Source organism: Pontiella sulfatireligans (assembly GCF_900890705.1).
In the GTDB taxonomy this organism is placed as follows: Bacteria; Verrucomicrobiota; Kiritimatiellia; order Kiritimatiellales; family Pontiellaceae; genus Pontiella; species Pontiella sulfatireligans.
Window position 1 is genome coordinate 2,310,964 of the sequence record NZ_CAAHFH010000002.1, and the last position, 21,271, is coordinate 2,332,234.

Genomic DNA, 21,271 nt, shown 5'->3' on the forward strand with positions numbered 1-21,271 from the left:
CCTAACAAGGAGTGTTCCAATGCCGGAAACAAACTATCCAACAGCGCTGTTCCCGCCTGCAAATGCGGTTGTTGCGGTCGATGAGGCCATGTTGTCCCAAGGGAAGGCCGCTTCGCGCGAAAGCCCTCGCGGGCGCATTATCCAGCCCCTGCACAAGCAGGACGGCGACGTGCTGCAGCGGATGCTGAACTTTATTCAGCCTGGCAGCTACATCCGCCCGCACCGCCACAGGCCGGACCGGGCCGAGAGCATCATCGTGGTTTCGGGCACGCTGCTCTATCTTACGTTCAACAACGACGGGGCAGTGGATCAGGCGCTGAAACTGAAAGCGGGTTCCACGCAGTTCGGGGTAGATACCGACGGCGGCATATGGCACTGCTTCATGGCGCTCGAAGCCGACACCGTGCTCTTCGAAGTGAAGCCGGGGCCGTACGATGCGGCGGGCGACAAAGCCTTCGCCCCGTGGGCTCCCGAGGAAGACAGCCCGGAGGCTGAGGCATATCTTGAAGGTCTGATTGATGGGTATTGATGTGGGGCCGGATTCCGATCCGGTGCCCTCTGTACACGGAAAGCGTCGGGTCGGAATCCGTCCCCACGCCTTGTCTCCCCTGGCTGGGGGAGTGCGCATTCAGTTGCTCTGGCAATACTCAACCACATCGCGGTAGGGCAGGGCGCCGCCGAAAATATCGAGCGCGGAGCCGACGGTGACGTCGATCTTGCCTTGCCCGGCGGTATTTAGTTTTTCCAGATCCTGGAAGTTTCGGACACCGCCGGCATAGACGCACGGGATGGGGGAATGTTCGGCCAGCAGCTCGATCAGTTCTTCGTCCATGCCCTGCTGCTTGCCTTCCACATCGACGCCATGCACCAAAAACTCGCAGCAAGAGTCGGCTAGCTGCCGAAGCGAATCGGCATTTACTACGGTTTCGGTGAAGGTTTGCCAACGGTCGGTGACGACGTGGTATTGGCCGTCCTTCTTCCGGCAGCTCAAATCGAGCACCAGCCGGTTGCGCCCGGTTTCGGCCACCAACTTGCTTAGGCGGTCGGCGTCGATCTGCCCGTTTTGGAAAATATAGGAGGTCACAATCACCTGCGCCGCGCCGGCATCCAGCCATTGGAAGGCGTTTTCGGCCGTAATGCCGCCGCCCACCTGCAATCCATTCGGCCAGGCGGCCAGCGCCTCGCGCGCGGCGTCGTCGTTGCCCGTGCCGAGCTTGATCACGTGCCCGCCGGTCAGCCAGTCTTTTTTGTAAAGCTTGGCGAACCACGCCGGGGGGTGCTCCGACACAAAGTTGGTTTCCGGCTCCTGGCCTTCCGCCAGCGAGCCGCCCACGATCTGTTTTACTTTGCCGTTATGCAAATCTATGCAGGGTCTGAATTTCATTTTTCACCACGGAATGCACGGGGATTCAGGGCAGAATAATTTAGTGGCAGAATGATTTTTCTCTGCTCAGCTGTATAGGGGAATTATTCTGCCACGAAATTATTCTGCCAAAACAATTGAACTTGCAGGAGGCTAGCAGGGCGGCGCGGGCAATTCAACGCTTGTATCTCGCGGGGTTCTCCTTATCATCGCCCCTTCGATTTTTAAAACTGAAGAAGAGACGTGCTATGAGCGAAAAACCATCCAAATACTATGTAACGACGCCGATCTACTATGTGAACGACAAGCCTCACATCGGCCACTCCTACACGACCATCCTCGCTGACGTGCTGGCCAACTACCACCGCCTGCTCGATGTTCCGACCCATTTTCTCACCGGCACCGACGAGCACGGCCAGAAGGTTCAGCAGGCCGCCGACGCCAACGGCATCACTCCGCAGGAGCAGTGCGACCAAACCGTCGTCCGCTTTCAGGAGCTTTGGAAGCGCCTCGAAATCAAGAACGACGACTTTATCCGCACCACCGAGCCGCGCCACAAGAAAGTGGTTCAGGAAACCCTGCAGGAGCTGTTCGATCGCGACGAAATCTACAAAGCCGAATATGAAGGTTGGTATTGCGTCGGCTGCGAGCGCTTCTTCACCGAAAAGGATCTTGTCGAAGGCAACTGCCCCGAATGCGGCCGCCCGGTCGACAAGATTATCGAATCCAACTATTTTTTCCGCATGAGCAAATACCAGGATTGGCTCATCGACTACATCGAGTCCAATCCCGGTTTCATCCAGCCCGCCTTCCGCGCCAACGAAACGCTCGGCTTCCTGAAAAACAAGGAGCTGCAGGATCTCTGCATCTCGCGGCCGAAGGCGCGCCTCGCTTGGGGTATCGAGCTGCCGTTCGACGCCGATTTCGTCACCTATGTCTGGTTCGACGCGCTCATCAACTATATCTCCGCCGTTGGTTACAAATCCGACGAAGAGCAGTTCAAAAAGTGGTGGCCGTGCTCCACTCATCTGATCGGCAAAGACATTCTCACCACGCATACCGTCTACTGGCCGACGATGCTCAAGGCGATGAATGTCGCAATGCCGGAATCCATCTTTGCCCACGGCTGGTGGCTGACGGGCCGTACAAAAATGAGCAAGTCGCTCGGCAACGTCGTCAACCCGATGGATATGATCGACAACTATGGCGTCGATGCCTTCCGCTACTTCCTCATCGCTGAAATGACGCTTGGCCAAGATGCCTCCTTCACCGAAGAAGCCTTTGTGAAGCGATATAATGCCGACCTCGCAAACGACCTCGGCAACGTCACCAACCGCGTACTGAACATGATCAGCCGCTACTGCGGCGATAAAATGCCAGCACCTGCTAAAGATGCTGGATTCGACACCGCGCTCGACGACGCCCTTTGGAAAGATACCGTGGCCGTGGCTGAAGAGATGGGCCCGATGATTTCCAACATGAAGCTCGACGCTTCCGTTGGGCTGGTCATGTCGGCCGTACGCAAGATTAACGTCTATCTGCAGGAACGCGCTCCCTGGAGCCTCGCCAAGCAGGAAGGTTCCGAAGCGGAAGTGGCGCACTGCCTCTATACCGCCGCCGAATGCCTGCGCGTCTGCGCCGCGTTGCTCTATCCCGTCATGCCCGCAAAGATGCTTGAGCTGCGCACCGCGCTCGGCATGGCCGATGCAAAGCCGCATCTAGGCAAGCTCGCCGAATTCGGCGTGCTGATCCCCGGCTCCGAAATTTCCCAGCCCGGCGCGCTCTTCCCGCGCATCGAAGCAAAGAAAGTAGACGGAGCTTCCAGCTCCGTTGCGAAAGAGCAGAAGCCCGCCAAGAAAAATCAAAAATCGGAAATCAAAAATCAAAAATCGGCCGACGGCCTCATCACCTTTGACCAGGTCATGAATGTAAAGCTCAAGACCGCCGTCGTGCTCGAAGCCGAAAAGATCGAGGGCGCGGACAAGCTCCTCAAACTGCAGATCGACCTTGGCGAAGAAAAGCGCCAGCTCGTCGCCGGCATCGCCCTGCACTATGCGCCCGAAGATCTCGTTGGCAAAACCATCGTGGTCGTGGCCAACCTCAAGCCGGCCAAGCTGCGCGGCGTAAAATCCGAAGGCATGCTCCTCTGCGCCTCCATTGGCGACAACCTGAAATTGGTGACCGTCGAGGGCGACCTCGGCCCCGGCGCAGCTGTGAAATAAGCCGCGTTTAAACACCGTCGCATCGCTCATGGGGCCTAAAAAAAGGAAGGCCCGAAAGCCTTCCTTTTCATCCGTCGTCTGGTGGCGGATATCGCTGGTGGTTCTATTTTTTGCCGACCACCGCATCGGTGGCGGCTTTGGAGACGCGGAACTTAAGAACGGTCTTGGCGGCAATCTTGATCTGTTCGCCGGTAGCTGGGTTGTGGCCTTTGCGGGCTTTGCGTTTGTGCTTAATCAGTTTGCCAATGCCAGGAATGGTGAATCCGGCGAGAGACTTAGCGCCTTTGTACGTTTGCGTAACTAAAGATTCCAACGCGGCTTTGGCCTGAACTTTGGTGATGCCTGCGTCATCAGCGATTTTAGCGATGATCTCTGCCTTTGTAGCTGGGTTTGCCATTCTTTTACTCCTACGTGTTTTTCCTTAGACGACCCCTCCGGCACCTGCCAGAGCGGGTTCTAAACAATATAGATATAGCTTAACCTGTTCGTTGAGCGCAAGGAGCAATCTGTGCTGAACGAAAAAACCGAGGTCAAAGGCGGTCGGCGTTTTTTTGTTGGAAGGCATCGAGCCGCGCGGTTTGCTCCGGAGCCAGTTCCTCTTCCATGAGGAAGTTGTAGGCTTTGCGGCCGATCAGGAAGGATTTGCTTTCGAGCAGGGGAAGGGTGTTGCTGGCGACGGCGGCCGACGATGGGTTGCGCGCGTTCATCAAGTTGAGCAGCAGATGGACTTCGTAGTAGCTTTCCAGGGAGGATAGCGAGGTACTGAGCCGGTCGTAGAATCCGGCCGGCGCTTCAAGGTCGGTGGCGTTTAGCGAAGAGAGGTAGAGCACCCGCTGCTTTTCGGCGCTTTGGGCGAAGAGTTTTTCAATGGCGACGTAATACGTGTCGGCGCCGCGGCTCTCGAAATATTCCAGCCCTCGGCTGGCTAGTTCCACGTTCCCTTGCAGGGCCAGTTCAAAGACGGCTTGCGTCGTTGCTGCGTCGCCGGCGCCGCGCTCGGTCAGCTGTTCAATGGCAAAGGCCATGCGCTCCTGCCTTTCGCTGGCGAGGTATTGCAGGAGCTGTTCGTTGGTCATTTTATCTTCGGATATGCTGAGGATGGTTTCCTGAATGTCGCTGTTGGCCCAATGCCAGAGGTTGTAGCAGGTGTAGACCGCGCCGGGAACAATAGCGCTTTTGTCGGAGAGCAGGGTAGCGCCGGAGGCCCCGTCGATCTCATCGCCGGTCTGTGCTTCGGCGGGGGAGACCACATCCGTTGCGGCGACGTTTTTCATCGACGATTCCCGGTCCTGCAAAATCTGCAGGAGCTTGCTGTGGTCTGCATCGGTGAATTGTTTATGGCCGCGCTTCGTCAGGGTTCCGCCCTCCGGGAAGGAGTAGCGGACAACGTTGCCCAGCGGATCCCAGAACAGCCGGACCGTGATGATGTCGCACTGGCTGTCGCCGCAAATGACCGATGGAACATCCAAATAGTATTCAACCGGAAATCCTTGTTCATCCGAGGATTGGAACAGGATCCATTCTGTCGCCTCTGACCGGTTGAGGCCCGGATGCATGACGAGGATGTCGATCTCAACGGGTTTGGGCGGCTGGCCCGTCTGGGACATGGAGAAAAGCACGCAGGAGAAAAGGACGGCGCCGGCGACGGTCAGCCCCCGTCTGCGGCGTCGGAGATGAGAATGCTTATTCATGACCGCGACACTACGCATTAGGGGCCGTTTTGTCGATGCGTTGTGTATTTTGATCTCTCCCGCCCGAGGGGGTGAAATTGCATCTTTTATTTTCATTTCCAGTTTCATCCCCGGGCCTTTGGGCGTAGATTGCGCGCCTTATGCCCCCCCCCGAAACAGAGCCCCGCCCGTTTGGCGGCTGGAAGGAATTGATGAAGGTCGCTTGGCCGTTGATCATCAATTCCGGCACGTTTGCCGTGTTGAATTTTTGCGACCGGCTATTCCTTTCGTGGTATTCGGAAGATGCGTTCCGTGCATCGCTTCCGGCCGGCATTCTGTTTTTCACGCTGGTGTGCGGCTTCATGGCGCTGGCGGGTTTCACCAACACCTTCGTTTCCCAGATGTGGGGCGCCGGCGACAAGCAGGGATGCGCCAAGGCGACGGCGCAGGGGATCATCTTTTCGTTGCTTTCGATTCCGCTCATCATGGCGCTGACGCCGATCGGCCTGTGGTCCCTGCGCATCAGCGGTCACGGCCCGGAGGTGCTGGCGCTGGAGGAGGAATATTTCAAGATCCTGATGTGGTGCGGCGGCGGCATGGCGCTGAGCTCGGCGCTGAGCAGCTTTTTTTCCGGACGCGGGAAAACGTTTGTCATCATGGCCTGCAACATTATCGCCAACGGGCTGAACGTCGTGCTCAACTATTGCTTGGTCTTCGGCAAATGGGGCTTCCCGGAAATGGGCATCGCCGGGGCGGGGTGGGCGACGGTGATCGGCTCATGGATCAGCCCGTTGATTTTTGCACTGCTCTATTTTTCCAAGTCCATCAACGCCGAGTTCCAGACGTTCAAGAACCTGCGCTACGACGCTTGGCTGTTCAAGCGGATGATCCGCTTCGGGCTGCCGTCGGGCCTGCATTGGTTTCTCGATGTGGCGGCCTTCACCGTCTTCGTGCTGCTCGTTGGGCGTTTGGGTCCGATTGCCCACATTGCCAGCAACATTGCGTTGAGCATCAACCTGATTGCCTTCATGCCGATGATCGGCATGGGCATGGCGGTTTCGATTTTGGTGGGGCAGTATCTCGGGCGCAATCAGCCCGGCGACGCTGAGCGGGTGGGGTGGGTGGCGCTCAAGCTCGGCATTGGCTACATCATCTTCATCGGCATTACGTTTCTGTTTTTTCCTGGCTTCTATACCAATGTGTTCGAGGGCAACGCTCCCGCTTCGGTGCCGTTCGACGAGCTGCTCAAGGCCGTGCGCATTCTCCTGATGATGCTGGCGGTCTGGGGGATTGCCGACGCTACGGGCATCATTCTTTCCGGTGCGCTCAAAGGGGCGGGCGACACGCACTTTGTGATGTATTTCCAGTCCGTTGTGGCCTGGGGGTTCCTGGTGCTCGGGCAGCTGGTAATTGTGTTGGTGTTTAAGGCGGGGATGTATGTCAGCTGGGCATGGACGCTGCTCTACATCATCATTCTTGGAGTCGGCTTTATGCTGCGCTTCCGTTCCGGCCGTTGGAAAAGCATCGATCTGCTCGACCGCCGCGCCACGGTTTCGGTCGAACCCGGCATTCCGGTTGAGCATTAGTTTTTTTTCGGGGACGGCAGGAAAAGTTGAAATAGGGAATGAGCGGACGCAAAAAATTAAAAAGTTGTTAAACCTGCGGGTCTCGCTTTTACTGGCACGCTGGCTAAGGAAGTGAAGACAAACAAGGCCACACCATAAAATAAAGGGACGGGGTAGATGTTGAGCGAGTATAAAAACAAACGGAATGAGAGCGCGACCCTGCGATGCGGCCATCCGGAAAATGGCCGGAAAGGATCCGCATTAAAGCGTGCGCCCCTTTTGGTTTCGTGCGTGGCTTTGGCCAGTTTTCTGTCCGGATGCAAGCTGCTGTTGATCACCTCGGCCGTCGCGATCGGCGCCGTCGGGCTTGCCGGCTATGGGGTGTATAAGGCTGGCGATGCCGTCGTGACGGGCGTGGGCAACGTGGGCAAGGCGACGGCCTCGGTTATGTTTTTCAACGGTGACTACAAGACCCAGTGCGACTTCAATGTGGAAACCGTTTGGAAAGCCGCCAATCTAGCCTGCCAAAAGGCCGGGTTTGGAGAAATCGACGGGTCGTACGATGCGCTGTCGGGCAAGCTGACCGCCAAGACCCGCGACGGCGCGGAGATCACTATTAAACTGAAAAGCATCGACCCGCAAACCACCGAAATAGAAATTCGCGTCGGTGTAACCGGCGATCTGGAAATGTCGGAAACCATCCATGGCTTGATTTTGCAGCGGCTTCCTGCTCCCGTCGCCCCGAAAACCACGACAGAGGTGACATCATGAATCAGTTTCGCGCCGTTACGGCTTCGTTGGTTTTTGCTGCCAGCCTTTTTGGTTGCGCCAGCACACCGCAGACCTTCGAGATCGGGCCGCTCGTCGGGCTTGATAATCCTTCCCTCCACATTCTGGTCAGCCAAGAGCATGATATTCCGGTTTCCGGGACGTTCGGCTGGGGCTATTCCCTGCTGAAAGCGCCGCCGGACTTTGACTCGCCCCTAAGCGTTGTCAACGGCCGGCTGCATCAGTCCATGCATGAGGCCTTAAGCGGCAAAGGGCTGGTTTTTACCGAGACCGAACCGGACCTAATCGTAAGCTATGCATTGGCCTCCGCCGGCGACATTGATGCCGACGAGCTGAACCAGGCCTACGGGGACAAGATCGATCCGGCCATTCTCGAGACGAAATGGGATATGCACTACAAGTGCGGCGTACTGATTCTCGATGTGGTGGACCGCAAATCGGGACTGCTTCTTTGGCGCGGGTCGATCATGGCCGAGATCGACATGGACTGGCCGGAAGAGCGGAGAAAGGAACGGAGCAACGACGTGGTTCAAGCACTTCTTCGCCACTATCCGCAGCCCTGCACAATCAAGAAATAAAGCAAAGGCGTTCCGCAAAGCGGCGAGCAATTGCCGGCGCCGGGGCCAAGGTTTGGTGGCGAGATCGAAAACGGCGCGCGGCAATCCAAGGCGTGGTGGGCGCCGCGCATTGTTCCCTCAAGCAGGCGTCCAATGTACTGCTGATCATTACGGACGATTCGGGCTTCGGCGTGCCGAGCACCTTCGGGGGCGAAGCCTGCTACTATTTACCGCGGATATTGCTATCGTTCAGTGTATGTGGATGGGTACACTTCCTGCACCGTGGTAGAGCCGCCGGGCGGCGCGATTAAAGAGGTGATCGGTGGAGTGACTTATTATGTGTTTGAAGGCATCTACTATAGACGCACTTATTCTGGCGGGCAGGTGGCATACATTGTCGTATCGGATCCGAAATAAATGAACAGGGAGAAAGGAAGATGATGAGTGCGTCAATCGCTAAAAATTGGATAGGGCTGTCTGCTATTATAGCCGTATGTCTGTCGGCCTTCGGATGCCAGGTGTTTTCTACGACGTCAGGAGCCCGTTTTGCATCGGTTGAGATCAGCGGGCATAGCACGAAGGAAGTCTCGGCAGCCACAATTGCTGTTTTCGACAAAGCGGGCTACATGTCTACAGGGGTGGGTGATGAACTGCTGTTCGAGCGCGACGGTCCTGAATGGATGCAGATAGCCTATGGCAGCAATATCAAGAGCGGAGGGCCGGTTTCGGAGCGGATTAAGGCTCAGATCGTTAATCTCGGTGACGGAACCCTCCGTTTGCAGTGCTCCGCCTATGCCATGCCGGAATCGGGGGGTATCGGCGATAAGGAAATGCAGCTGCTGATGACCCGACGCCGGCCATACAGAGCGTTGTTGGAGCAGGTGGCCCAGAAGTTTTCGGCCACGCCCTGACCCCGAAGCCGCTTTCCGACTGTCGGCGGTGATGCGGTGCCCGGAAATGGGCTATGAAACTAAAAAAAGGCACACCGTTGCGATGCGCCTTTCAAGTTTCAAGTTTCAGATTTGGCTTAGAGGCCGTAGGCCGAAAGATCCACGCCGAGCCCTTTGAGCTTGTCGAGGTAGATGCCGTAGCGGTCTTTCAGGCCGTTGAGCTGGCCGGTGTATTGCGAGAGCTGGTCCTTAAGCGCCTTGCCTTTTTCGCCGATCACTTCGGTCATTGAAAGCCCTTTGACCTTTTCGGTCAGCGCACCAATCTGGTCCTTCTTTTCCAGAATCACATGCTTGTACTGCTCTGCATAGGCCAGCACCTCGTTCTTGTCGAAGGCGGCCACCTTTTCTTTGATTTCCTTAACCGATACGTTGAGGTCGCTCATCACATCTTCCGTCTTCACGGTAAACGAGCTGACGGCGGCGGAGGCCTTTTTGGTGACTTCCTCGGTTTTTTCCGCCACCTTCACCGCAGTTTCCTGCACCTCTTCGGCGCTCATCATTTCGGTGGTTCCGTCTTCGCGTTTTTTGCAGCCGGCGCCCAGTGCAATCATTGCGGCCAATCCGTAGAACATAATCTTTTTCATATCTCGCTCCCTTGTGTTGAATTTAATTTCCCAGACGCTGGAAAGACTAATGAAATGTTTACGCCTGTACAGCATCGAATCTGCGAATTTTCGGGTCAGCTTGGCTGCTCCCGCTGCGGATTTCGGGCGCGGGCGGCGACGCCGAGGAGGGCGAGGGCGGCGAGGAGGCTGGCGAGGTTGCCGATGGCGTAGCTGCCGGTGAGTTTGAGGATGGTGCTGTAGAGCGCGGGGCCGATGGAGCTGAAGATCACCATGAAAGTCATGCAGAGCCCGCTAATGGCGCCGAGGTGTTCGCGCCCGTAGTAGCGCGGCCATGTGACGCTCATCAGAATTCCAAACAGGCCGTTGGCGACTCCGCCCCCCACGATCAGGCAGGCGACCGGCCAGCCGGGGGCAAGGCGAGAGAGGCCGAAGAGGTTGACGGCCATGGCCAGCAGCATGGCGACGAGGAACCAGCGCAGCTGGGTGCGGTCGCTCAGCCAGCCCCCAAGCAGGGTGACGGCGATGGAGATGAACGCGATCGGCGGAAAGATTTCGAACCCTTTCGAGCCGTTCATGCCGGCGAGGTTGAAGATGGATTCGATGTGGAACGTGACGGCGGTGAGCACCAGCGCCTGCAGCGACATGGTGAGGGTGAACGCCCAGAACGGCAGCGTGCGCCGCGTCTCGGCCAAGGTGAATTGATGGAAGGTTTCCGTTTTGTCCCGATCATTAGAACTGTGCGCCTTGCCGTCGGGAATAAGACCGGAGGCTTCGGGGTTGTCGCGAAAGAAGAGGAGCAGGAGCGGTGCGAAAACGAGGACGAGCAAGATGCCTAGCAGAAGCCACGTTCCCGACCAGCCCCGTTCGGCGATCATCCCGCTGAAGAGGGTCGGGGTATACGAAAAGCCGAACGAGACGGCCGCGCCGCTGATGCCGCTCGCCAGTCCGCGGTGGTGGTTGAACCATTTCATGACCATGTTGCGCGATGCCATGGTCAGAATGCCCTGTCCGCTGAGGCGCAGCAACAGGAACAGCAGGGAAAGCAGGCCGATTACGGCGACGTGCTCTGGCATCAGCTTGGCCAGCTGCGTCGCGAAGCGTCCGGTTTGGCTCAGCAACAGCAGAACGATGCCCAAGGCAGCGCACGAGCCGAAGCCCATCCAGCGCGCCCCGATGCGGTCGAACAATTTTCCGGCGGGCGTGAGCAGGAAGGAGCTGGCGAGCGTGCCGAACATGTAGGCGCCGCTAATCTGCATGCGGCTGATGCCCAGCCCCTCGATCAGCGGCTCGATGAAGGCCGATACGCCGGTGGTTTGGCCCGGCACGCTGAGAACCACGCCGACCACGCCCCAAAACAAAATCACCCAGCCGTAGAAGAACGGCCAGCGCGCGGGGTTGAATGGGATCTGTTCAAGTGGTCTCTTCATGGATTTGGATGCTCTGCCGCTGAGTGGTCGGTCAGAATGATTATGGACAGAATAATTTGCAGTGCAACCGTTCAGGAAAATCATTCTGTCCATGTAAGAACCTCCCAGAGAGGAGAAAAAAAGCTTGAAAGCCATATGGCATAATGTATAGTGCCAAATGACAAGAGAAGGAGAGTCCGGTGAAAACAGAAACAAAGATTCAGAAAACAGGATATGTGTGGGAAGCAAAAGAGGTCGCCGTGAAAGAAGCCACATTGAAATACGAGGTGTCTCTGAGCGTTCTCGAGCACGAAAAGCCGGAGCTCAAGGTCATCGTCTTCAAGTCCAACGACGTGATGGAGCAAGTGGCCGAACTGAAGGAAGGGCTGCCCTCCGGGATTGTGGACGCACTGGGCCGGGAGCTGGAGATCAGCCGAAAAGAGCTGGCCAAAATGGCCGGTGTGGCTGAGCGGACGCTGATCCGCAAGATCCAAGACGGCCGGCTGACCGCCGACCAATCTGAACGAATGGCGCGCATTGCACGGCTGCTGGCCCGGGCCATCGAGGTGTTGGGGAATAAGGAACGAGCGCTGCGCTGGCTCAAGGCGCCCCGCTCCTATTTTGACGGAAGGCCCCCGCTTGATTTTGCAGATACCGAGCTGGGCAGCCAAGAGGTGTTCAATCTGTTGGGCCGGATTGAGTACGGAGTTTTCTCCTGATGCAAACGGCTTGGCGCATCGTCAAGCCGCGTCGCGTGGCCGACGCTTTTTCGGGGGAGGGCGCGCGGCTCTTCGGCGGCCGGTGGAACTCCATCGGAAGACCAGTGGTGTATGCCGCCGAATCAAAGGCGTTGGCGGCCTTGGAAATACTGGTGCACATAATCGACGACAGTTTGATGGATGAATATTTGTGCATTCCTGTTCGCTTCGATCCCCGGCTTGCGAAGCTTCTCGATCTGAAATCATTGCCCGACGACTGGCGCAAGACGCCTCCCGGCGCTTCCACGCAAGGCTTGGGCGATGCATGGGTGGCGGACAATCTTTCGGTTGTTCTGGAAGTGCCCAGCGTACTGATCCCCGGCGAAAGCAATTATCTGATCAATCCGCGCCATCCGAACTTTGGAAAACTGCAGGTCGGAGCACCGGAGCCCTTCGAGTTCGATCCGCGTTTGATGAGATAGGCTTTATTTGTTGGATTGATGGATTGTTGAAATCCGAGGCCGGCAGGGGTTTTCCCTGCGCACCGTCTAATCATCCAGCAATCCTCCAAACCATTCGCAATCAGGCGATTTCTTTGCCTCTGTATGCCGTTTGGCGATGGGCGCTTTTCGCCTTGCCGCTGTTCCGGCGACGTCTTGGCCATTGCCTGTTTGGCGGCTCTCGTCCCTATTGATTATTTCATTGGAGCGGCTGCGCGGGCCAGATGGTGAAAGTGACTTTAATAGTAAAAAATACTAAAAAATAATTTTTGCGGTAGACACGCCAGAGGCAAATAAATATATTAAGCCTGTAATTATTACCTGTAATTATTACCTGTAATTACTACAGGGCATAATTACTTGCAGTAATCAGGCGATTGCCGCGGGGAAGTGCCTTCGGTTTCTGGCAACGTAAGGATAGCGGGGAAAGCAAAGCGGGGTTGGAGCATCAACCCGCTGGGGGAAACAAATATGTTGCATGAATTTCAGGCGAAATACACAATCAGCAACGGTCTGGCCGCTGAGCTGTGCAGTTGTTCGGTGGCGACGATCCAAAAGTGGCGAAACGGCAGCGTTTTTATGCCGAGCAGTACGCAGAAGCTGTTGATTTTGGTGGATATGATTTATGCTGGGAACCGGAGCGGCCTGGTTGAGTTTATCGAAAAAACCCGGAATATGGGCACCCCCGATGCGGATGGACAGCTTAGGAAGCTTAATCAATCTGCCGATCACGCGCTGGAGGTGATCCGTTCTCAGGAATACCGCAAAGTCCGGCAGGAATCGGAATACTACCGGCTCATGATCGAAACCCAAGAGGATGCGGTGTGCCGCTGGCGACCCGACACCACTCTAACCTATGTCAATAAAGCGCTATGCGAAAAATTCAAAGGACCCACGCACGATTTGATCGATGCGCAGTGGCTGAGCTTTGTTCCGGAAGAGGAGCGGAGTGCCGTGCAGGAACAGATTGTAAGCGCAAGAGTGAGTGGTAAACCGTTTCGGCATGCATTCAGCCTTATAAATGCCCAAGGGGAAAGGTTCGATACGAATTGGACCATTGTGCCGGTGTTGGGCGATGAGGGAGGCGTGGTTGAGTTCCATTCGGTCGGTCGCGATATTACTGCCGAGCGGCTGGCCTCCACCATGCAGGAGGCGTTGCTGGGGAAAGTTGAGGCAATTTATGCCGCCATACCCGATATGCTGATGGTGATGCGGCCGGACGGAACCATTGAGGATGTTAATCCGTCGCTCGAGCGGGAGCTCGGCTGCACCCGTGCCGATGTGATTGGACTGCCGCTCATGTCTCTTTGTCCGGATAATGCAAAAGCGGGAGCCCTCAGCATTTTGCGGGAAGCGGAAAAGGGAGGCTACGGCAATTTCACCTTGAGCGTGCAGCGCCGGAATGGGGAGGTGATTGATGCCGAGATCGCCACTTCGCCTGTATCGTGGGGCGGGGCGGATTTGATCGTGGGCATTATGCGGAATGTTGGCATTGTGAAAGCCGATTGCGAAATTGTCGCGCGCAAATTGCAGTACGACCGCGTATTGCGCAATTTGTCCGCCAAGTCGTTGAGGGCGACCCCGGGAGATCTGGACGAGATTCTCGACCACACCCTCTTGAAGATCGGACAGACGGCCGGGGTTGATCAGGTTTTTCTCTTTCAGTTGGACAAAGACCGTCGATGTGTCAGCATCACGCATGAGTGGTGCTCGGCGGGACAGGCTTCTATTGCGAGCCGCTATCAGGAAGTTCTCGTGTCGGAGTTTTTGTGGTGGATGGAAGAACTGCGGAACCGCCGGACAATCGTGATCCACGATGTGCTCGAGATGCCGCCGGAAGCGGAGGCCGAGCAACGTGTGCTTCAGGCGCAAGGCATTAGGGCTCTGCTGGCTGCGCCGATTGCCGAACAAGGCAGTCTGGCCGGTTTTGTTGTGCTGGGCAACTTGCGCTCCCCGCGCTCATGGCATCGAAACGACAGGCAAATGCTGCGCACCGCATCCGACCTGATCTGGCTGACCATGGTGCGTTGTCAGCAGGATGTCCGCTTGCAGGCTTCGCACTCCGAGTTTGAGCAGGCCTTGCGCGGTGCCGATCTCGGCTTTTGGTGGTGGCGCATTCCTTCCGGCGAGGTGCAGTTCAATGGGCAGTATTGCTCCATGCTGGGTTATGGCTCTGACGAGCTGGAGTCCAGCCCGGAGACCTGGAGACGGCTGATCCATCCTGATGATTATTATTCGGTTCTGGAACGGCTCACCCAGTATGTGCGCGGGACATCGTCTGCCGAGGCTTACGAGTCCGAGTTTCGAATGCGCCACAAGGATGGCGGTTGGATATGGGTTCTTAGCCGTGGAAGAATCGTGGAACGCGACGCCTTCGACAATGCGGAGCGCCTGGTCGGAACGCACCTAAACATTACGAAGCTTAAGGAGGCGGAGCTGCAAATGCGGCAGGCCAAGAGGCTGGCGGAAAGCGTCACGTTGGCCAAGGCCGAGTTTTTGTCCAACGTTAGCCACGAGCTGCGTACTCCGATGAACTCGATTATCGGCATGGCGCAAATGCTTCAGTTGGAGCTGCAGGATCCGGAGCTGAGCGAGATGGCCGATACGATCCTCAAGAGCAGCGACGACATGATGAAGCTGATCGTCCACCTGCTGGATACCGCCCAACTGGTCTGCGGAAAAGCAAAGGCATCCTGCAGGGAGATGGATTTACGGCAGGTGATCGATGGCCTCATGGGCTCCTCCTGTCGGGAGGCGAAGAGCAAGCACCTCCGGTTGACTTGCATCCATGCGAGCGGCTTGCCGGACCGCATCTTGTCCGATGAGGGGTGCATCCGCCAGGTTCTGACCAGCCTCATCGAAAATGCGATAAAGTTTACGCTCAGCGGGTTTGTCAGCATTAGGACGTTCTATCGGCCGACTTCGGCGGAAAGCGGGATTCTAACGCTGTGTGTGCGGGATTCTGGGATCGGCATTCCAGAGGACAAGCAGGCCGATGTTTTCGGTCCATTTGTGCAGGCCGATGGATCGTCCACCCGCCGATTCAGGGGGTGCGGGTTGGGGTTGGTCAAGGTGCAAAAGCTGGTTCGTATGATGGGCGGCGAGCTGCAGGTTAGGAGCCAGGTGCAGAAGGGAACCCTTTTTGCTGTGCGCCTGCCGGTCTCGGTGCCGCCGGCGCATCATCCGAAAGGGGAGGGCCTGCCGCGCGTTTTGATCGTCGAAGACGATCGGCTGAACCAACTGGTGCTGGATAAAATGCTGCGGCGGCTTGGATGCCTCACCACGATTTCGAGCAACGGGGTGGAGGCCGTGGACGCGGCTGAACGCGGCTCTTACGACATGATTTTCATGGATATTGAAATGCCGGTCATGAGCGGTCTCGACGCGACTCAGAGCATCCGCCGAAGAGAGCACGAAAGAAAGATGCCCCGCTCGGTGATTTGCGCGGTGACGGCCTATGCCATGCCTGGGGACCGCGAAAAATATTTGGCCGCCGGAATGGACGCGTATGTGCCCAAGCCGATCAAGATCAATGCGATCAGGAATGTGTTGCAAGAACACGTCAAGGGCTTGGCTTCCGGTGTTTAGAAGCCGAACGACCTTGCGCGGAGAGAGAGGACCGGTGAAAAAAAGACCCTTTGCTGCGCCCTTGAGTGCGCACAACGCACGCCGCCAGGCCAAGATTGCGATCATGCTGATGGCGGTTGTTCCTGCGCTTTCTTCGTTTTACGTCGGCTCGATACGGAGCCGCCAGGCCGAGGGGTTGGCGTTTTATGCGGAGCTCATTGTTTTGTTCTGCACGCTTATGGCCGCCGTTGCCGGCTACCGGATTCTCCGGAAATATCCGGAAAGCATCATTAAGCTGCGTCGCTATGTTATGGAGGTTGCTACTGGAGTGTTGCCGGAAAAGATCTCTTTGGATCAAGCGGGGAAAAGCGATGACCTCAAATACATCGAGCAGGGTTTTAACGTTATTGTTCGTGAGATGGAAAATCGAATCAAATTTGTCGAGGAGCGCTTGTCCGTTGAAGCGGGGCTGCGCAAAGCGCTTGAGCAGCGGCATCAGACGCTGCTGCAGGCCGAGCGTCACCGGGTTATGGTTCAAAGTCTTGGCGCGGCCTGCCATCATCTTGGGCAGCCGGCCACCAACCTTGGGATGTTGCTTTTTCTAATGAAAGAAAGGGCGCAAACGAATGAGGAGATGGATGAAATCGACGCCGGCATCCGGGAGGTGGAGGCAATAAGTGCCGTGCTGCAAAAGCTTCGGGAGGTCAATGAGTTTCATACGGAGCCCTACATTTGCGGGCAGGCTTGCGATGAAAATCAGATTCTCGCTATTTAAGCGGCGCTTCATTTCGCAGGCGGGATTTCGGCAGACTTGATTCTCAGCATTTGAGGGCCGCGCAATAAAAGGAAAAAACAAAAGGTTGGAATGAACTATTTATTATTTAAGAGCCGGGTGCCGGCTGGGTTGGTATTGCTCGGGCTGCTGGAACTATTTTTGTTGCTGGTTTATGGATATTTTGCGCAAGACATGAACGAGGCCGACGGTGTTCCCGGCGGGATGGTCCTTGCGAAAATCGCGCTGCTGCTCGTCGGCCTGGGCTGGAGCGGTCTGTTCCTCCTGTATCTGTTTGGTTTTCGATGGCTGGGCATCAACCGTGAGCGGTGGGGCAACGGCAGAGCGATGACGCACAGGGATGGCTGTCCTTCTTCGGATCACTCCGCTCTTGGGTATGGAGTTCCCGGGGTGTTTCCCGTCGCAATTGGGTTGGCGATGGCCGCTCTTGGCACCGCGGTTTTTCTGTCGCAGCGAGCGCCTTCTCCATTCGATTTTGTTGAGAGCGGTTCGTTTAGCCAGATGGAGGCTTTACTGAGGGCGGATGCCGCTTCGGTCCGCTGGCGAAACGGAAGGGGGATGACGTTGCTGATGGCGGCGGCGGAGGCGGGGCGCATGGATCTGGTTGCAGGGCTTGTTCGGCTGGGCCGCGACGTGAACGCGACTGATCGCAATGGGCGAACAGCGCTGGCTTATGCCATTGAGGCACCCGATGTGACCGGGCTCCTGCTTCAAAAGGGGGCGAAAGTGAACCACGTTGACGAAACGGGGGAAGCGCCCCTCCACCTTGCAATAGGCCGGCAAAGCAAAGCCGTCGTCAGGTTGCTGCTGGAATACGGGGCCTATGCTAATAGGCATGACGGGGAGGGGAATGACTCCTTATCGATGGCGGTGAAAAGCGGATTGGAAGTGGTGGATTTGCTTCTTGTTCATGGAGCAAACCCCGACTTTGCCGATCGAGCCGGGGAAACGGCGCTCCATCATGCGGCGAAGGCCGATAACCTCGCCGCGGCGCAGGCCTTGATCGCTGCCGGCGCTGACGCGACCCGTGTATCCATGCAAGGCTGGACTCCATTGCATGAGGCGGCGATGAACGGATCGCTTCTGGTGGCTGCTGTCTTGTTGAAATCCGGGGTGGACGTGGACATCGCAAACCAGCGTTCCGTGACCCCTCTTGGCTGCGCCGTTTATAATGATGACAAAGTCATGGTTGATTTCCTGCTGGGCCAGGGGGCGGATGTCAACAAGCGCGGCAACTTGGGGGAGACCTATTTGCACATGGCGATTGCGGGGCACAAGTATGGCAGCATCGCCGCGCTGACGAAGGGCGGGGCAGATCCTGATATTACCAACGATGCGGGGCTTACGGCCAGAAAAATGGCGCAGACCGAAGAGCTGCGGTTATCTTTGAAATAGGGTTTCCGGGGGCTTCCGGGCGTAAACATTTGCAGGCAAACGGGGTTGACTCGCCGGAGCGATTCTATATAAATGCCCGCTTGTTTTCCCGTAAAACGGAATCCTGACCGAAGGATCATCGCCAAAGAAACAAATACCGCGTGGTGCGGGGCGAGCGCCCGGATTCGAAACAATCCAAACGGGCGGCCGGTACAGCCGGCTTAATTTGCAGGGATGCACACGGGAATCAGAAAGGAATAGAAATGAAATATACTGGACCAAAAATCAAGAAAGCACGCCGTTTGGGCGTTGCCCTCTCCCCGAAATCTGAAAAGTTTCTGGAACGCCGCCCGAATCCTCCGGGACAGCACGGACCGGGACGCCGCCGCGGCAAGCAGTCGGACTACGGCCGTCAGCTGACGGAAAAGCAGCGCCTGCGCTATCAGTACAACATGAGCGAAAAGCAGCTTCGTGGCGTCTTCACGAAGGCCGCCCGCAAGCCGGGCAACACCGGTGACGTGATGCTGCAGATGCTCGAAAGCCGTTTGGACGTACTGGTGCTGCGCGCCGGCATGGCCCGCTCGATCTACCAGGCCCGCCAGATGGTTTCCCACGCCCATTTCCGCGTGAACGGCAAGAAGGTGAACATTCCTTCTTATTCCGTAAGCATCGGCGACAAGATCACTGTCCGCGAAAAGTCCAAGGATCTGGACGCGTTCGTATTGGCTCAGCAGGTTGCTAAGACCCCCGAGTACATTACGGCGAACGACAAGGAGCTGACTGCAGAGCTCAGCCGCCTTCCTACCGCTGAGGAAGTTCCGGTGATCTGCGAAATCTCAAGCGTCGTCGAGTTTTACGCACGCTAATCGGATTTCCCGATGATTCAAAAACCGCTCTCTTTCGAGGGCGGTTTTTTTTGTGCATCGACAAAACATATTTCAAACACAAAGGCTCAAAGAACACGAAGGAGCAGCTTTGTGGTTTTTGTGCTTTAAGCGAACTTGCGAACGGGGGTTTAGCCCGTTGGATATTGCCGGCAGTATTCGTAGAGAGCCATCGAGGTGGCCGTGGCTACATTGTAGGAATAGGGCATGCCCCAGACTCCGATTTCCACCACGGCATCCAGCTGAATCAGGCATTCATCGGAAAGGCCTTCGCGTTCTGAGCCAATCACAAGCGCTGTCTTTTTCGGGAAGGCGTAGTCGGCCAGCGGGGTGGAGTTGGTGGTTTGTTCCAGACCGACGAGTGTATATCCCTCTTGCTTCAGTTTCTTTAAAACGGGAGGCAGGCTGTTTTTGACGATGAGATTGACCTGCTCGGCACCGTCGCGCGCGATCTTGCCGATGAGCCTGGCGTTGCCGGTTGCAATGATTTCCCGGACGCCGCAGCAGCCGGCCGTCCGGAAGATGGTCGAAAGGTTGACGTTGCTGCGCAGCGGACTGCAGGCCACCACCAGCGGGCGCTCTTCTACGAGCTCGGTCGGCGGTTTGTGGCGTATGTGTTCAAATTTCAAAATGGCCCCTTCCTTGCAACAGGTTCATTGATCCAAGCGGGGTGCATTCTAGCGAATGCGGCTGGATAAACAATACAGGTGGCGTTTGTAAATGTGGAGTTGTTCAATTAAAGCCTAGAGAAAGCTTCGTTGGGTGGAACAAACCGCCCCTCTTGACAAAAAGTACCGTTGTAGTCATAAATTCTTCCGATCCAATCAAAAGGGATGGGTCTCTAAACGCTTCAGTCGAATTGAACAACGATGCAGCCAGAAGAGGAAATCAAATGAAAAACAGATGGATGAATCTCGTTAAATGCATCGCAATGGCGGCCGCGCCGATCATTATCACGGGCTGCACGGCTTATGGGTTCGTTGAAAACAAGCAGAAGGTTAAGGACGTCGATGTTCCCGGAAACTATAGTCTGACGAAGAATCTGGAGGGCGCCAACGAATCGGCTTTCGTGCTGGCCTTTTCCGGCGGAGGCACCCGGGCCTCGGCGTTGGCGTATGGCGTCTTGCTGGAGTTGCGCGACACTAAAGGCACGGTGAACGGGGTTCCGTTGTGCGCGTTGGATGCCGTCGACACCATCAGCTCCGTTTCCGGGGGAAGCTTCACCTCCGCGTATTACGGCTTGTATGGGGATAAGATTTTTGAGGATTTTGAGGACGATGTGCTGCGGGTGAATATTGAAGGCCGTTTGATCCGCCGGATGTATCTGAACCCCTTGAGCTGGTTCAATAGGTGGGGCCGGACCGAGGAGGCGGTGAAGTATTACCAGAAGCATATTTTTCATGGCGCCACCTTTGCCGACCTGAAAGCGAAGGACGGGCCGCTGGTTGTGATCAATGCTTCGGACTTAGGGAACGGCGTGCGGTTCTCTTTCGTTCAGGAATACTTTGATCTGTTTAATTCCGATATAGGCTCATTCCCCGTGGCGCGGGCGGTGGCGGCGTCTTCTTGTGTTCCCGTGTTGTTTGACCCCATTGTTGTGGAAAACTACAAGGGGGAAAAAACCAAGAAAACTCCGGCTTGGCTGACCCGGGTTCGGTCGGCGGCTACGCTGGGGAACAATGCGCAATTGAAAATGATCACGCATGGCGTCAGCAGCTATTTCGATGATGATGACAATGATTTCGTTCACTTTGTGGATGGCGGCATCACCGACAACCTCGGCCTGCGTGCGCTTCATGACATTGTTGAAATGTCCGGGGGTGCGAGCGCCTTCATGGCTGCCAATTCCCGTCGCGTGATTCCGACCCGCATGATCTTTATTTCGGTCAATGCCAGCGCGAAAAAAGAGACGACCATTAATCGAAGCGAAAAACAGCCTTCCATCAAGCAGACCATGGGGTCCGTGACCGGCATACAGATGCACCGTTATAATATTTCGACCATCAACCTTATGGAAGAAAGCATTAAGAGTTGGGTGGAAGAATTATCGACTCCCGGAAGGCCGGTAAAACCGTATTTTATTCAGGTTAAGTTTGATGATGTGAAGGATCCGGAAGAGCAGGCCTTCTTGAATGAGATCCCAACCTCCTTCAACCTGACCGACGAACAGGTGGACGCCTTAATCAAGGCGGGCAGGGAGCTGCTTCGTCAGAACCCAACTTGGCGATCGTTGATCGCCGAGTTCGACTAAAGACTGGGAAGGGCACGGCGTTCCGGCCGGCAGGATGCCCGGATAAACAACATTCCAAAAGCCGCTCATCGGGGCGGCTTTTCTGTGGTTCGGCCTATTGGAAAAAGGGTCTTCCC

The 21,271-nt window shown here is 56.4% G+C and carries 19 protein-coding genes; 13 read left to right on the plus strand and 6 right to left on the minus strand.

Annotated elements, in window-relative coordinates:
* The first annotated feature begins 19 nt into the window (after positions 1–19).
* Positions 20–529: a WbuC family cupin fold metalloprotein gene (locus SCARR_RS22375; protein ID WP_136063857.1), complete on the plus strand. Its 510-nt coding sequence runs from the start codon at positions 20–22 to the stop codon at positions 527–529.
* A 99-nt stretch (positions 530–628) separates the two neighbouring features.
* Here the strand turns inward: SCARR_RS22375 and hisA are convergent, their stop codons facing one another.
* Entirely contained in the window at positions 629–1,384 is a 756-nt protein-coding gene (gene hisA / locus SCARR_RS22380; RefSeq protein WP_136063858.1) for a phosphoribosylformimino-5-aminoimidazole carboxamide ribotide isomerase, read from the minus strand.
* A 227-nt stretch (positions 1,385–1,611) separates the two neighbouring features.
* Between hisA and metG the strand changes: the two genes are divergently transcribed.
* Positions 1,612–3,585 (plus strand): methionine--tRNA ligase, encoded by a 1,974-nt coding sequence (gene metG, locus SCARR_RS22385; protein ID WP_136063859.1) that lies wholly within the window; start codon positions 1,612–1,614, stop codon positions 3,583–3,585.
* Between the two features lie 103 nt (positions 3,586–3,688).
* Here the strand turns inward: metG and SCARR_RS22390 are convergent, their stop codons facing one another.
* Both SCARR_RS22390 and SCARR_RS22395 read right to left on the minus strand, forming a co-directional pair.
* Complete coding sequence (locus tag SCARR_RS22390) at positions 3,689–3,982, minus strand: HU family DNA-binding protein (protein WP_136063860.1); 294 nt, start codon at positions 3,980–3,982, stop codon at positions 3,689–3,691.
* 133 nt (positions 3,983–4,115) lie between these two features.
* Positions 4,116–5,276: a hypothetical protein gene (locus tag SCARR_RS22395; RefSeq protein WP_136063861.1), complete on the minus strand. Its 1,161-nt coding sequence runs from the start codon at positions 5,274–5,276 to the stop codon at positions 4,116–4,118.
* Positions 5,277–5,467: 191 nt separating this feature from the next.
* Here SCARR_RS22395 and SCARR_RS22400 point away from each other — a divergent pair, with 191 nt between their 5' ends.
* From SCARR_RS22400 to SCARR_RS22415, 4 genes are all read left to right on the plus strand, one after another.
* The gene (locus SCARR_RS22400; protein ID WP_168433538.1) at positions 5,468–6,841 is read left to right on the plus strand and encodes an MATE family efflux transporter; all 1,374 of its coding nucleotides are present in this window, start codon (positions 5,468–5,470) and stop codon (positions 6,839–6,841) included.
* 156 nt (positions 6,842–6,997) lie between these two features.
* On the plus strand, positions 6,998–7,591 hold the full coding sequence (locus SCARR_RS22405) for a DUF3568 family protein (protein ID WP_136063863.1): 594 nt from the start codon (positions 6,998–7,000) through the stop codon (positions 7,589–7,591).
* Positions 7,588–8,187: a DUF4136 domain-containing protein gene (locus SCARR_RS22410; protein WP_136063864.1), complete on the plus strand. Its 600-nt coding sequence runs from the start codon at positions 7,588–7,590 to the stop codon at positions 8,185–8,187. The genes SCARR_RS22405 and SCARR_RS22410 overlap by 4 nt, the downstream gene beginning before the upstream one ends.
* 416 nt (positions 8,188–8,603) lie before the next feature.
* A complete protein-coding gene (locus tag SCARR_RS22415) occupies positions 8,604–9,077 on the plus strand; it encodes a hypothetical protein (protein ID WP_136063865.1) in 474 nt (157 codons plus the stop codon).
* A gap of 116 nt (positions 9,078–9,193) precedes the next feature.
* On the opposite strand, the gene SCARR_RS22420 is transcribed toward SCARR_RS22415, so the two are convergent.
* On the minus strand, positions 9,194–9,700 hold the full coding sequence (locus SCARR_RS22420; RefSeq protein WP_136063866.1) for a hypothetical protein: 507 nt from the start codon (positions 9,698–9,700) through the stop codon (positions 9,194–9,196).
* Positions 9,701–9,795: 95 nt separating this feature from the next.
* Complete coding sequence (locus SCARR_RS22425) at positions 9,796–11,337, minus strand: MFS transporter (protein WP_168433539.1); 1,542 nt, start codon at positions 11,335–11,337, stop codon at positions 9,796–9,798.
* Here SCARR_RS22425 and parS point away from each other — a divergent pair.
* From parS to rpsD, 6 genes are all read left to right on the plus strand, one after another.
* Positions 11,289–11,807, plus strand: a complete 519-nt coding sequence (parS, locus tag SCARR_RS22430) for a type II RES/Xre toxin-antitoxin system antitoxin (protein ID WP_168433540.1) — start codon at positions 11,289–11,291, stop codon at positions 11,805–11,807. The genes SCARR_RS22425 and parS overlap by 49 nt on opposite strands.
* Positions 11,807–12,268 (plus strand): RES family NAD+ phosphorylase, encoded by a 462-nt coding sequence (locus SCARR_RS22435; RefSeq protein ID WP_136063869.1) that lies wholly within the window; start codon positions 11,807–11,809, stop codon positions 12,266–12,268. The genes parS and SCARR_RS22435 overlap by 1 nt, the downstream gene beginning before the upstream one ends.
* Before the next feature lie 489 nt (positions 12,269–12,757).
* On the plus strand, positions 12,758–15,874 hold the full coding sequence (locus SCARR_RS22440; protein ID WP_136063871.1) for a PAS domain S-box protein: 3,117 nt from the start codon (positions 12,758–12,760) through the stop codon (positions 15,872–15,874).
* 34 nt (positions 15,875–15,908) lie between these two features.
* The gene (locus SCARR_RS22445; protein ID WP_136063873.1) at positions 15,909–16,628 is read left to right on the plus strand and encodes a hypothetical protein; all 720 of its coding nucleotides are present in this window, start codon (positions 15,909–15,911) and stop codon (positions 16,626–16,628) included.
* A gap of 90 nt (positions 16,629–16,718) precedes the next feature.
* Complete coding sequence (locus SCARR_RS22450; protein WP_136063875.1) at positions 16,719–18,041, plus strand: ankyrin repeat domain-containing protein; 1,323 nt, start codon at positions 16,719–16,721, stop codon at positions 18,039–18,041.
* A 242-nt stretch (positions 18,042–18,283) separates the two neighbouring features.
* Positions 18,284–18,886 carry a 30S ribosomal protein S4 gene (gene rpsD / locus SCARR_RS22455; RefSeq protein ID WP_136063877.1) on the plus strand — a complete coding sequence of 201 codons (603 nt, stop codon included), beginning with the start codon at positions 18,284–18,286 and terminating at the stop codon, positions 18,884–18,886.
* Positions 18,887–19,035: 149 nt separating this feature from the next.
* On the opposite strand, the gene SCARR_RS22460 is transcribed toward rpsD, so the two are convergent.
* Positions 19,036–19,533, minus strand: coding sequence for a TrmH family RNA methyltransferase (locus tag SCARR_RS22460; RefSeq protein WP_222846410.1), 498 nt, complete (start codon positions 19,531–19,533; stop codon positions 19,036–19,038).
* A 263-nt stretch (positions 19,534–19,796) separates the two neighbouring features.
* Here SCARR_RS22460 and SCARR_RS22465 point away from each other — a divergent pair, with 263 nt between their 5' ends.
* Positions 19,797–21,155, plus strand: coding sequence for a patatin-like phospholipase family protein (locus SCARR_RS22465; protein ID WP_136063879.1), 1,359 nt, complete (start codon positions 19,797–19,799; stop codon positions 21,153–21,155).
* Positions 21,156–21,271 lie beyond the last annotated feature (116 nt).